The following is a 12188-nucleotide window of genomic DNA, read 5'->3' as shown; positions in this document are numbered from 1 at the left end:
ACCGGGAGGAGGTCCTTCCAAGGGACCGAATGTGCTGAAAGCAGTCCGAGATCCGGTGACCGTCAGACAAAACTTTCCGCGATCAGTTGATCGCGGAAAGTGTCACTGCCCTTCGGCGCCAACCTTCTTCCGCTTGAACAGTCCGAAGACCGGAGCAATCACCTTCTCTGCCACCGGGATCAGCACCAGGCCGAGCGCAAGGCCGAAGACGCCGTCGAGGGCCGCGGTTACGGCCCAGGTGACAAAACCTTCGGCGAAATGGACGGCGAGGGCAGCGCCGTGGGCGATGTCGTGGATGACCTGGTAGAGTTGCCCGTAACCGAGAACATCCGCGCCGTGCAGCACGATAGATCCGCCGACCCACAACATGGCGGCCGTGCCGACCGTCATCAGGATCTTCATGAAGCCGGGCATCGCCTTGACGATGCCGAGCCCGATGGCGCGGGTGGCGGCAAACTGACCTTCCTGCGACAGGTGCAGGCCAAAATCGTCCGCCTTGACGATCAGCGCAACGGATCCGTAGACCATCACGGTGATGCCGATGGCGACCACGGCCAGCGTTGCCGCTTCCATCCAGATCGAGCCGTCGGGAATCTCGGCCAGCGCGATGGTCATGATTTCCGCCGACAGGATGAAGTCTGTCTTGATCGCCCCGGCAACCTTCTGTTTTTCCAGATGCAACGGATCGGGAACAAAGCCTTCGGGCTCGTCGGCATCATGATGATGCGGCTTGAAAATGTGATAGATCTTCTCCGCGCCCTCGAAACACAGATAGGCTCCGCCCAGCATCAGGAGCGGGGTGATGATCCCTGGAATGAAGGCGTTGAGCAGCAAGCCCACAGGCAGCAGGAACAGGAGCTTGTTCTTGAGTGACCCTTTCGCGATCTGCCAGACAATCGGAATTTCACGGGCAGGAGAAAAACCCGCGACATATTTCGGCGTCACCGCGGCGTCGTCGATGACGGCGCCTGCCGCCTTGGCGCCGGCCTTTGCGGCCTGGCCGACAACATCGTCCACGGACGCGGCTGCAACCTTGGCAATGGCGGCAACGTCATCCAGCAGGGCTAGCAATCCGCTCATGTCAGCTCCAAATCAGGTCTCTTCCGTGAGGGACCATACCCTGTTTTCACAGTTTTGCCGCAGGTCTGTGAATTTTCCACAACACCGGTCACTCGGCGCATGGTTTTCGAGGTTGCCGCGGGAGGTGGCGAAAAATCATCGCCTGCCGGAACGCCGAAAGGCTGTCTGGCGAAAGATCTCGACGCAGCAGGCCGGCACGAGGTCGCAATCGGTTCCGGTCATTCGTGATCAACGTCGAGCCTTGCCTCTTCTTCTGTCGAAACAACGGGGATTTCGGCCGATGCGAGGGCATTTCGGTGCACTTGCAGCCGCCAGAGATGATACGCGACGCGGTGTAGCCAGCGCAGGGCATCCAGCTTCAGCCAGATTGCTTTTTCAGGCAGGGTCCTGGCCGCCGCACGGGCAATCAGGCTGTCGCGCATCTGGCGGCGCTGGCGGCGCATCAGCGTGCGAAGCCGGTTCAGGCGATGTTCGCAGTCAAGGGGATCGACAGGAGGCAGAGACGGGTCCCGGTAAGCTGCGGGACGTATTGTCCGGTTGAGCAGATTCCGGAGCCGGTTGAGGCGATGGTCCCTGAACAGCTCCGCGATGCGTTCCGTCTGGCTGCAGCGGTAGAGCAGCCGCCCGAGATGATCCAGGCTGTGGTAGAGCCCCCTGATCTGCTGCTCATGTTCGGTGTCATTGGCAATTAGCGGGATCCTGTCCAGATAGGCGCGCGTTTCGGTGATCGCCTGGGCTACGTCGCGCGTGTCGGGATCCGCCTGCCGGGCCGAAGGCGGCGTCAGCCGCGCCCGCAGGATCGTAACCACTTCTTCCGTGAGGTCCTCGACGGTCTGCCGCGCCAGCGTGGTCGCCGTGCGTGGTTCGCTCAAGAGCAGCGGATCGAGCGCGCGGGTCAAAGGTGTGCCTTTTTCCGGAATGATCAGCTCGATCAGCCGTGCAAACGGCCGGGTGAAGGGCAGGACCAGCAGGACACCGGCGATATTGAAGAGGCTGTGAAAGGCAACCAGTGCGATCTGGCCGTCACCGCCACCGCTCCTGCTGCCGCCATTGACCAGGGTTTCCACCAGATTGCTGAACGGCGTGAGCAGGAGAACCGCGATCAGCCCGGTCATGAGGTTGTAGACAACATGCGCCGCGCCTGTGCGCCGTGCCATCGTGCCGCCGCCGAATGTGGCAAGCACCGCCGTGAAGGTGGTGCCGACATTCATGCCGATCACGAGCGCCGCGGCCTGCGGGAAGTTGATTGCACCGGCACCGAGCGCGGCCAGGGCCGTGGCCACGCCCGCGCTGGAAGATTGGGTGACCAGCGTGATCACGATGCCGAAGAAGACCAGCTGCAGCCGGCCGAACAGCGTATCGGGCGGGAAGTCGGCGGGGGTCACAAGGCCGCTGAAGGCATCGAGACCGTCCTTCATGTGCTCGATGCCGATGAAGATCAGGCAGAATCCGGCCAGGGCCTGGCCGGCCAGGGCCGTCTTGCCCCTGAAGGCCAGCCGCATGACCGCGCCCAGGAACACGAAGGGCATTGCGATCTGCCCGAGGTCCATCTTGAAGCCGAGAATGGCAACCAGCCAACCGGTGAGAGTCGTGCCGATATTCGCTCCGAGAATGATGCCCAGCGACTGCGGAAACGTGAGCAGCCCGGAGGCAACGAACCCCACGGCGGCCACGGTGATCGCGCTGGAGGACTGGACGACGGCCGTCGCCACCGTGCCGGTGGCGACCCCGGAAACGGGCGTCGATGTAAAGCGTGCCAGCACGTCGCGCATGCGCTTGCCCGCCAGGGCCTTGAGGCCGTCGGTCAGAAGCAGCATGCCAACCAGAAAAAGCCCGACACCGCCGAGCGCGGACAGGACGTTGAGTATCATGTCGGGAGCTTAGGCGATTTGGCGTTGGTCGCAAAGATGGCTAATCACTCGCCGACTCCGCATTGGCCGGATTACGGCCAGACCAGGTCGCCGACGTTCGCCCCGTCGCCACCCGTGCTGACGCGCGCGCCGGTGACCTTGGCCTTGCCGCTGGCAACCAGGGCCAGCGCCTTGGGGTAGATCTTGTGTTCCACCTCAAGGACGCGGGCGGCAAGCGTGTCCGGCGTGTCCCGATCGAGCACGGGAACGGCGCCCTGGATGATGATCGGGCCGTCGTCCATTTCGGCGGAGACGAAATGCACGGTGGCGCCGTGCAGCTTGACGCCTTCCTCCAGCGCACGTTCATGGGTCGCCAGACCCTTGAAAGAGGGCAGGAGGGCCGGGTGGATGTTGATCATCCGGTTCGCCCAGGCATTGACCAGGAACGGGGTCAGGATGCGCATGAAACCTGCGAGCGCCACGACCTCGATCTGGTGGTCCTTGAGGACGGCATCAACCTTCCGTTCGAAGGCCTCCCGGTCACCGGAATACTCCGTGTGATCGACCACTGCTGTCGGTATGCCGAATTCGGCCGCGCGTTCCAGGCCCTTGGCGTCCGGGCGATTGGACAGGACCAGGGCGATCTCGGCGGGGTAGTCGGGTGACATGGCGGCCGAGATCAGCGCGCTCATGTTGCTGCCGCGGCCGGAAATCAGGATGGCTGTCTTTCTTCGGCTCATGCGCCGAAGCCCAGGCTGCCGTCGAAGATCACCGGCGTTGCGCCCGCGTCCTCGATACGGCCGATGCCGGTGACCGTCTCTCCCTGGTCCTGGAGCACGCGGATAACATCTTCGGCTTCGTTTTCGGCAACGACCACGACCATGCCGATGCCGCAATTGAAGGTGCGCAGCATTTCCGGTTCGGCGACGCCGCCGGTGCTTGCAAGCCAGCCGAATACGTCCGGTGCGGAAATCCGCGAGAGATCGATCCGGGCCGAACAGTCCTTGGGAAGCACGCGCGGCAGATTTTCGGGAAGACCGCCGCCGGTGATATGAGCAAGTGCCTTGATGCCGGATGTCGCCTTCAGGGCCGCCAGAAGCGGCTTGACGTAGATCCGGGTCGGCTCCATCAGGACTTCGCCGAGGGTCTTGCCGTCTGCAAAGGGCGCCGTGTCGGACCAGGTCAGGCCGGAAAGCTCGATGATCTTGCGCACCATGCTGTAGCCGTTGGAGTGAACGCCTGAGGAAGCGAGGCCGAGCAGCACGTCACCGGTGGAAACATCCTTGCGCGGCAGGATCCGGCCGCGTTCCACGGCCCCGACCGAAAACCCGGCAAGGTCATAGTCGCCTTCCACATACATGCCCGGCATCTCGGCGGTTTCACCGCCGATCAGGGCAGCGCCCGCCAGCTTGCAGCCGTCGGCAATGCCGGCGACCACGTCGGTCGCGGTCGCGACGTCCAGGGCGCCGGTGGCGAAATAGTCGAGAAAGAACAGCGGTTCGGCGCCCTGGACCACAAGGTCGTTGACGCACATGGCAACAAGGTCAATGCCGACCGTGCGATGTTGCCCGGTTTCGATGGCGATCTTGAGCTTGGTGCCGACGCCGTCATTGGCCGCCACCAGGATCGGATCGTCGAAACCTGCACCTTTCAGGTCGAACAGGCCGCCGAAACCGCCGATGTCGCTGTCGGCGCCCGGGCGCGACGTGGCCTTGACCAGCGGTTTGATGCGGTTCACCAGTTCGTTTCCGGCGTCGATATCGACCCCGGCATCGGCGTAGGTCAGACCGTTGGATCCAGAGGATTCGCTCATGGGGCACTCCAGGACTGCGTGCGTGTGGCTGTGCCAACGCGGCTTACAGTCTGGCGCGGCGGAAAACAAGAGCTTGGCCAGCATAACCCCCGCTTTGCGCTCCGGTAGCCTCACCTATCGGGGCTGGCCGGGTGAGACGGGACACCGGAATGACTGCCGTCCGCCGCACCCGTGAGGGGATCATCTTCTTCTCAGCTTCCGCCACCGGCTGCGGAAAGCAATTGCACCGTCAGGACGGTGAACGTCACCGCGATGGCAGCCATGCCGGCGGCCCAGCTCAGCGAACGCACCAGGCTGATGCCGAGCCAGTAGGCCAGGCAGAAGGTCAGACGCGCCGCCAGGTAGACCGCGCCGGCGGCCTGCGTGACGGGTGTCGCTGCTCCCGTGACGAGAGCCACCACGGCGAGAGGTGCCATCATCGCGGAAGATTCCAGGGTGTTCTGCAGGGTCCGGCGTGCACGGCCGGTGAAGCCGGTTTCCGGCAACGGCTCCGACCGGTCGCTCATGACAAAGCCGACACCGCGGGCAAGGGCCGTGCTGGCGTGCTGCACGGCCGCGGACAAGAAGACCAGCACAGCGATGCCGATCAGGACGATGATTTCCATGAAACTGTCTTTCTGCTGCGAGGAGACCGAAATGGCCCGGCAGAAGGACAAGTAGATCTGCAACGATGTTCGGGCAATCGAAGAATATGTGCTAGTGATGTGCAAAATTGTTCAACTGCAAAGGAGACATCATGCAGGCCGGCGACCTGACCTTTCTGGTGGCTCTTGCGGAGGCAAGGACCTTTTCGGCCGCTGCCCGGCGCCTGGACACCTCGCACACGACCGTGGCGCGCAAATTACGTCTGCTTGAGCGCTACTTCGGAACCCGGTTGGCGGAACGGGTTGGAGATGGTGTGGTTCTGACGCAAGCGGGCGAGGAGGCGCTCAAGAGCGCTGACCGGATCGCGGAGGAACTGGCGAGCCTTGAACGGCGTGTCGCCGGGAGAGACAGCAGCCTGTCCGGGCGGATATCGCTGACCAGCGTCGACATTCTGGTGTGGCGGTACATGCCGCTCCTGTCGCAGTTTCGGTCGCGTTTTCCGGATATCGAACTGGCCGTTTCCACCGAAACGGAAGTTCTCAGCCTGTCCCGGCGCGATGCCGAAGTGGCCCTCCGGCTGACCAATTCGCCGGAAGGATACCTGTTCGGTCATGAAATCGGCCGTTTCAACTTCGCGGTCTTTGGCCACCGGGAGCTGACCTCCGACGGAAGACCGCTCGATGCGTTGCCCTGGCTGGAATACAGTTCTCGCGACTGCCGCGAACGCTCGGCGGAGTGGAAAAAACGGCATGTGCCGAAGGCGGTTTCAAGCTGCTACCTTCCGACACCTCTGATGATGCTGGCGGCTGTTCGATCCGGCATGGGGGTCGGTGCACTTCCCGTGGAGATCGCGGCGCAAGAGCCGGATCTGGCGTGTCTCGTGCCCGAACCCTGTTTCTCGCTCGGTGTCTGGCTTTTGGCGCCCGAGGAACTCCGGCAGACCGCCCGGGTTCGCGCCCTTTTCGATTTTCTGAGGTCCGGTGACAGCGAACATGTTCCGTCTCTGGACTTGACCGCTACCGGGGTTTAAGCCCATCTGCAGCATATGCTTGTGGTTTAGAGAGATCCGAGGAGCGCCATCAATGACACTTCGCCGTCAGGTCCAGTTCTGGTTGGTCTCCCTGGCTGTCCTCTGCCTGTTTCTGTATGTCTTTTCCGGCGTGCTGCTGCCCTTCGTTGCCGGCATGGCGGTGGCCTATCTGCTCGACCCGGTCTGCGACAGGCTTGAAAAACTGGGCATGGCGCGGATGTGGGCGACACTCACCATCCTTGCCAGCTTCGTGCTGGTCCTGGTGCTGTTCTTCATTCTGCTGTTGCCGCTGCTCGGCAACCAGCTGGCCTTGTTCCTGGACCGGTTTCCGGATCTGGTGCGCAAGCTGCAATCCCTCCTGTCGCAGTATTTTCCCGCGGATCTGGCGAGCGTTGCGGGCATCAGCGCGGAAGACCTGCAATCCTCCATGTCCAACCTGATCGGCCAGGGCGCGTCCTTTGTCGGCAAGCTGGCGCAATCGCTGTGGAGTGGTGGCCAGGCGCTCCTGTCGATCCTGTCCCTTTTCGTGATCACACCGGTCGTCGCCTTCTACCTGCTTCTGGACTGGGACCACATGGTGGCCCGCATCGACGGCTGGCTGCCGCGCGACCACCTGGAGGAAATCCGCGGCCTGGCACGGGAAATGGATCAGGCGGTTGCCGGTTTCGTGCGCGGCCAGGTATCCGTCTGCGTGATCCTCGGGTCTTTCTATGCCGTCTCGCTCGCGCTGGTCGGCCTGAATTTCGGCCTTCTGATCGGCATGGCCGCCGGTCTTGTCAGTTTCATTCCCTTTGTCGGGGCAGGGCTCGGCATGATCCTGTCTATCGGTGTGGCGCTGGTGCAATTCTGGCCGGACTGGCCCTGGATCATCGCGGTCGCCGCGATTTTCGGCGTCGGCCAGTTTCTGGAAGGCAACATCCTGCAGCCCAAGCTGGTTGGCGAAAGCACCGGCCTGCATCCGGTCTCCCTGATGTTCGCCCTCTTTGCCTTTGGATATCTCTTTGGATTTGTGGGGATGTTGGTGGCGGTTCCCGCGGCGGCCATGATCGGCGTGCTTGCGCGATTTGCCCTGAAGCAGTATCTCGCAAGCCCGGTCTATAAGGGAACGGGCCGCCCGGTGGCGGTTCCAGACGAAGAAGTATCCGAGTAACAACATGGCGGAACCTCCGCGCCAGCTGCCGTTAGATCTGCCACATGAAGAGGCGCTCAGCCGCGACGATTTCCTGGTTGGCGGCTCCAACCGGGCTGCCTTCGAACTGTTGGAGCGCTGGCCGGACTGGCCCTCGCCGGTGGTTGTGCTGGCGGGACCGGTCGGATCCGGCAAGACCCATCTGGTCAAGGCGTTTCAGGACGAAACCGGCGCCGCCGTAAAGGACGCCCCGAACCTGCGTGAGGCCGATGTCGAGGCCCTCGTGGCGGCGCCCGCCGCTGTGGTGGAGAACGCCCATCTTGGCATCGACGACACCGCGCTGTTTCATCTTCTCAATGCGGCCCGGCAAGCGGGCAAGACCGTTCTGATCACCAGCCGGACCTGGCCTGCAAGCTGGAAAATCACGCTGCCCGACCTGATATCACGCCTGCGGGCGGCAACGCCCGTGGAAATTCTCGAACCGGACGACGACCTCTTGCGCCGCGTCCTCGTGAAGCTGTTCGCCGACCGGCAGATCGCGATTGATCTCAGCGTGGTCGACTACCTGGTCGTGCGCATGGAGCGGTCCCTGGAGGTCGCGCTCAGGGCGGTGGAGGCCATCGACCAGGAAGCGCTCGCAGGCCGTGTCAAGATCACAAAACCTCTGGCTGGCAGGGTTTTGGAAAATGTGCATAAAGGCCAATAATCTGCGGGACTGCCACAGGACTGTCATTTGTGGCGGCGGCAGTCCATGCTAGTGACGGCGGCACGCGGCAGTGACAGGGTGGGCCTGTCTGCGGTCACGGTTGCGCTACGGCCGGGAAAAGGGACGACGCCATGAACGAAACGCCTGCTCTTTCGGACATCTTGCCTGCCTCCGCGGTCACTTCCGAAAACCCGGTCCAGAACGGCGACCTGGTGGTTCCGGAAGGTGAGCTGGCGACGTCTCCTGCTCGATTCATGAACCGCGAACTCTCCTGGCTGCAGTTCAACCTGCGTGTCCTGGAAGAGGCCATGAACGCCAATCACCCGCTGCTGGAGCGGGTCAGGTTCCTGTCGATTTCCGCCAACAATCTCGACGAATTCTTCATGGTCCGGGTCGCGGGTCTGCGTGGCCAGCAGCGCGCCGAAGTGACCAATCTGTCCGATGACGGCCTGACGCCCACGGAACAGTTGCAGAAGATCAGTGACGCCGTGCGCGATCTTCAGGCCTCGCAGCAGAAGATCTGGGTCGAACTGCGCCGCGAGATTGCCGAGAAGGGCATCGAGATCCTGCACGGCGACACGCTGGAGGGATCGGACAAGACCTGGCTGCAGGACTATTTCCTCAGCTACGTCTTCCCGGTCCTGACGCCGCTGGCCATCGATCCGGCCCACCCGTTCCCGTTCATTCCGAACCTGGGCTTCTCGATCGTCTTCGAACTGGTGCCGACCTCGGGCGGCCGTGGCATGATCGCGCTTCTGCGCATTCCGAACCAGGTCGACCGTTTCGTGCAGCTGCCGGACGGCGAGGACGGCGCGGCGCGTTTCATCGCCATTGAAAAGGTTGTCAGCCTCTTCATTGGCCGCCTGTTTCCCGGCTACGAGATCCGCGGCAAGGGGGCCTTCAGGGTGATCCGCGACAGCGACCTGGAAATCGAGGAAGAGGCGGAAGATCTGGTCCGTCTGTTCGAAAGCGCGCTGAAGCGCCGCCGTCGCGGATCGGTCATCCGCCTTGAGATCCAGGAGACGACCCCGCCGGCGCTGCGTGAATTTGTTGCCGACGCGCTTGGCGTGAGCGAAAGCGAAATTTTCCTGGCCAACGGCCTCCTGGCTCTCAACAACCTGTCGCAGATTGTCGACCTGGAGCGGCCGGATCTGAAATTCGAACCCTATTCTGCCCGTTTTCCCGAGCGCATCCGCGAGCATGGCGGCGACTGCCTGGCGGCGATCCACCAGAAGGACATCGTCGTCCACCACCCTTACGAATCCTTTGACGTGGTGGTGCAGTACCTGCGCCAGGCGGCGCGCGATCCGGACGTGGTCGCCATCAAGCAGACGCTCTACCGGACGTCCAACAACTCGCCGATCGTCAAGGCGCTTGCCGAGGCCGCCGAGGCCGGAAAATCCGTCACCGCGCTGGTTGAGCTCAAGGCCCGCTTCGACGAGGAAGCCAACATCAAGTGGGCGCGCGACCTGGAGCGGGCAGGGGTCCAGGTCGTCTTCGGCTTCATCGAACTGAAGACCCATTCCAAGCTGTCCATGGTGATCAAGCGCGAGCATGGCCAGTTGAAAACCTATTGCCATATCGGCACGGGCAATTATCACCCGATCACCGCGCGCATCTACGAGGACCTTTCGTTCTTCACCGACGATCCCGGCATCGCCGAGGATGCCGCCCGGGTGTTCAACTTCATCACCGGTTACGCCCGTCCGGCGGAACTCAACAACCTGATGGTCTCGCCGGTCAATCTGCGCGAGCGGATGCTGGAGATGACCGAGGCGGAAATCGAGCATGCGCGCGCAGGCCGTCCGGCGCAGATCTGGATGAAGATGAATTCGCTGGTCGATCCGGAGATCATCGACGGGCTCTACAGGGCCAGCCAGGCCGGGGTGCAGATCGATCTTGTCATCCGCGGCATCTGCTGCCTGCGTCCGGGCATCGCAGGCCTGTCGGACAATATCCGGGTGAAGTCCATCGTCGGCCGGTTCCTCGAGCATTCCCGGATATTCTGTTTCGGCAACGGGCAGGGCCTGCCGTCGCCCGAGGCCCACGTCTATATCGGTTCCGCCGACCTCATGCCGCGCAACATCGACCGGCGCGTGGAAGTGCTGACCCCGTTGCTGACCGCAACCGTGCATGAGCAGGTGCTGGACCAGATCATGGTTGCCAACCTCAAGGACAACCAGCAGAGCTGGCGTATCCTGTCGGACGGAAGCCACGAAAGGATCGTTCCGGAGGCGAACGAGGAACCTTTCAACGCCCACCAGTATTTCATGACCAATCCCTCACTGTCCGGGCGGGGCAAGTCATTGAAGAGTGACCGTCCGAAGCCGTTCCTGGAACGGCAAAAACGAGGTTAGAATGCCAGGCAAATTCAAGCCCTCCAGAGGCCGTCTCAACGGGACCGGACCTGTCGCGGTCGTGGACATCGGTTCAAACTCCGTCCGCCTGGTGATTTACGAGCGCAAGGCGCGCACGCCGACCATGCTGTTCAATGAGAAACTGCTCGCCGGGCTTGGCCGGGGTGTCGCCGCCACCGGCCGCCTGGCGGACGAGTCGGTCGGCTTGGCACTAGGCGAGCTGGCCAGGTTCAAGGCGCTGATCGACCATACCGGCTGCCAGGAGCTCTACATCGTCGCGACGGCAGCTGCGCGTGATGCCGCCAACGGCGCCGAATTCGTGCACGAGGTCGAGCGGTCCCTGGACGCGCCGGTCCGCATTCTGGATGGCAGCGAGGAAGCCTATTATTCCGCCCTTGGCGTGATTGCCGGGTTCTGGCAGCCGCGCGGCATTGTCGGCGACATGGGCGGCGGCAGTCTGGAACTGGTCGAGATCGCCGACAAGGCGCCGAAACAGGGCGCGACCTTTCCGCTCGGCGGCTTGCGCCTTTCCGAAGAGGCGGACGGCAAGATCGCCAAGGCGCAGAAGCTGACCGAAGCGGCCCTGAAGGGGTTCGACTGGCCGGACCTGGTGCCGGGAGAGCGCACTTTCTACGCGGTCGGCGGCACCTGGCGCTCCCTCGGCCGGCTGCATCTGTTCCAGAACAATTATCCGCTACACGTCATGCACAATTACGAGATTGCCGCCGACGAGGCGATCGAGTTCTGCCGCAAGATCGCGGTTCCGAACCTGGAAGGCATCGAGATGGCCGAGGTCGTCTCCAAGCAGCGGCGGTCGCTGGTGCCGATCGGGGCGGTCGTCCTGGAACAGGTGCTGACATCGATGAAGGCGGAACGCCTTGTGTTTTCGGCGACCGGTGTGCGGGAAGGCCTGCTGCATGAGAAGCTGTCCGCGGCCATGCAGGCGCATGATCCGGTGATCGAGGCGGCCCGGGAATTGTGCACTTTGCGTGCCCGTTCGCCGGAGCATGCCGAGGAACTGATCGGCTGGACCGACAAGCTGTTCAGGGAACTCGGCATCGAGGAAACCGCGAACGAGACGCGGCTGCGGCATGCGGCCTGTCTCTTGTCCGACATCGGCTGGCGCGCACATCCGGATTATCGCGGCGAACAGAGCCTCAACATCATCTCCAACGCGTCCTTTGTGGGCCTGGACCATGCCAGCCGGGCCTACCTGGCCGCGGCCGTGTTCTACCGGCACCAGGGTCTGCGGGAAGGCGACCTGTCTCCGGTGATCCGGGAACTGTTCACCGACCGCCTGCGTATCCGCGCCAAGGTGCTGGGAGCAACGCTGCGGGTCGCCTCGCTGCTGAGCGCATCCATTGCCGGGCTTCTGCCCAAGGTCGGGATCGACAAGGCCGGTGAGACGCTGTCGCTGAAGCTGGGCACGGAGCTGGCCAGTCTTGACGGCGACCGTCTGCGCAAGCGGGCGAACCAGCTCGGCAAGGTGATCAAGGTCGATGTCGAGGTGACGGCTGGTTAGGGGCGGCGGCCTGCAGCATTCAAAGCATAAGCCATACCAAACAGCCTCATCCTGAGGAGGACCGTTTTGCGCGCTCCTCAGTGTCTGGCCCGAAAGTGACGGCCGGGGCGAATGCT

10 protein-coding genes are annotated in these 12188 nt (G+C 63.1%); 5 read left to right on the top strand and 5 right to left on the bottom strand.

All coding sequences use genetic code 11. The annotated features are described in order from the left end of the window. Nucleotides 1-102 precede the first annotated feature (102 nt). The 5 genes from O6760_RS26100 to O6760_RS26080 form a co-directional block, all read right to left on the bottom strand. Entirely contained in the window at nt 103-1080 is a 978-nt protein-coding gene (locus O6760_RS26100; protein WP_269582575.1) for a DUF808 domain-containing protein, read from the bottom strand. A gap of 218 nt (nt 1081-1298) precedes the next feature. Beyond that, nucleotides 1299-2951 carry a Na/Pi cotransporter family protein gene (locus O6760_RS26095; protein ID WP_269582574.1) on the bottom strand — a complete coding sequence of 551 codons (1653 nt, stop codon included), beginning with the start codon at nt 2949-2951 and terminating at the stop codon, nt 1299-1301. A gap of 71 nt (nt 2952-3022) precedes the next feature. Beyond that, a complete protein-coding gene (purN, locus tag O6760_RS26090; protein WP_269582573.1) occupies nt 3023-3670 on the bottom strand; it encodes a phosphoribosylglycinamide formyltransferase in 648 nt (215 codons plus the stop codon). Continuing rightward, complete coding sequence (gene purM / locus O6760_RS26085; RefSeq protein WP_269582572.1) at nt 3667-4743, bottom strand: phosphoribosylformylglycinamidine cyclo-ligase; 1077 nt, start codon at nt 4741-4743, stop codon at nt 3667-3669. Before purM ends, purN begins: the two co-directional genes overlap by 4 nt. Nucleotides 4744-4934: 191 nt before the next feature. Further along, a complete protein-coding gene (locus tag O6760_RS26080; RefSeq protein WP_269582571.1) occupies nt 4935-5348 on the bottom strand; it encodes an MAPEG family protein in 414 nt (137 codons plus the stop codon). A gap of 131 nt (nt 5349-5479) precedes the next feature. On the opposite strand from O6760_RS26080, the gene O6760_RS26075 reads away from it, so the two are divergent. The 5 genes from O6760_RS26075 (at nt 5480) to O6760_RS26055 (ending at nt 12072) form a co-directional block, all read left to right on the top strand. Then, nucleotides 5480-6358, top strand: a complete 879-nt coding sequence (locus tag O6760_RS26075; protein ID WP_269582570.1) for a LysR family transcriptional regulator — start codon at nt 5480-5482, stop codon at nt 6356-6358. A 52-nt stretch (nt 6359-6410) separates the two neighbouring features. Next, entirely contained in the window at nt 6411-7508 is a 1098-nt protein-coding gene (locus tag O6760_RS26070; RefSeq protein WP_269582569.1) for an AI-2E family transporter, read from the top strand. Nucleotides 7509-7512: 4 nt separating this feature from the next. After that, the gene (locus O6760_RS26065; protein WP_269582568.1) at nt 7513-8193 is read left to right on the top strand and encodes a DnaA ATPase domain-containing protein; all 681 of its coding nucleotides are present in this window, start codon (nt 7513-7515) and stop codon (nt 8191-8193) included. A gap of 131 nt (nt 8194-8324) precedes the next feature. Further along, the gene (locus O6760_RS26060) at nt 8325-10550 is read left to right on the top strand and encodes an RNA degradosome polyphosphate kinase (protein ID WP_442969833.1); all 2226 of its coding nucleotides are present in this window, start codon (nt 8325-8327) and stop codon (nt 10548-10550) included. A gap of 1 nt (nt 10551) precedes the next feature. Further along, on the top strand, nt 10552-12072 hold the full coding sequence (locus tag O6760_RS26055) for a Ppx/GppA phosphatase family protein (protein WP_269582567.1): 1521 nt from the start codon (nt 10552-10554) through the stop codon (nt 12070-12072). The last annotated feature ends 116 nt before the right edge of the window (nt 12073-12188 follow it).

The organism is Roseibium sp. Sym1, from assembly GCF_027359675.1.
In the GTDB taxonomy this organism is placed as follows: Bacteria; Pseudomonadota; Alphaproteobacteria; order Rhizobiales; family Stappiaceae; genus Roseibium.
This window is presented reverse-complemented; position numbering and strand designations above follow the sequence as displayed.

Excerpts from the sequence above, each read along its gene's own strand:
- O6760_RS26080 (WP_269582571.1), bottom strand. The coding sequence starts at position 5,348 with ATGGAAATCATCGTCCTGATCGGCATCGCTGTGCTGGTCTTCTTGTCC.
- O6760_RS26055 (WP_269582567.1), top strand. The coding sequence starts at position 10,552 with ATGCCAGGCAAATTCAAGCCCTCCAGAGGCCGTCTCAACGGGACCGGA.
- O6760_RS26060 (WP_442969833.1), top strand. The coding sequence starts at position 8,325 with ATGAACGAAACGCCTGCTCTTTCGGACATCTTGCCTGCCTCCGCGGTC.
- O6760_RS26075 (WP_269582570.1), top strand. The coding sequence starts at position 5,480 with ATGCAGGCCGGCGACCTGACCTTTCTGGTGGCTCTTGCGGAGGCAAGG.
- O6760_RS26095 (WP_269582574.1), bottom strand. The coding sequence starts at position 2,951 with ATGATACTCAACGTCCTGTCCGCGCTCGGCGGTGTCGGGCTTTTTCTG.
- O6760_RS26065 (WP_269582568.1), top strand. The coding sequence starts at position 7,513 with ATGGCGGAACCTCCGCGCCAGCTGCCGTTAGATCTGCCACATGAAGAG.
- O6760_RS26070 (WP_269582569.1), top strand. The coding sequence starts at position 6,411 with ATGACACTTCGCCGTCAGGTCCAGTTCTGGTTGGTCTCCCTGGCTGTC.
- O6760_RS26100 (WP_269582575.1), bottom strand. The coding sequence starts at position 1,080 with ATGAGCGGATTGCTAGCCCTGCTGGATGACGTTGCCGCCATTGCCAAG.
- purM (WP_269582572.1), bottom strand. The coding sequence starts at position 4,743 with ATGAGCGAATCCTCTGGATCCAACGGTCTGACCTACGCCGATGCCGGG.
- purN (WP_269582573.1), bottom strand. The coding sequence starts at position 3,670 with ATGAGCCGAAGAAAGACAGCCATCCTGATTTCCGGCCGCGGCAGCAAC.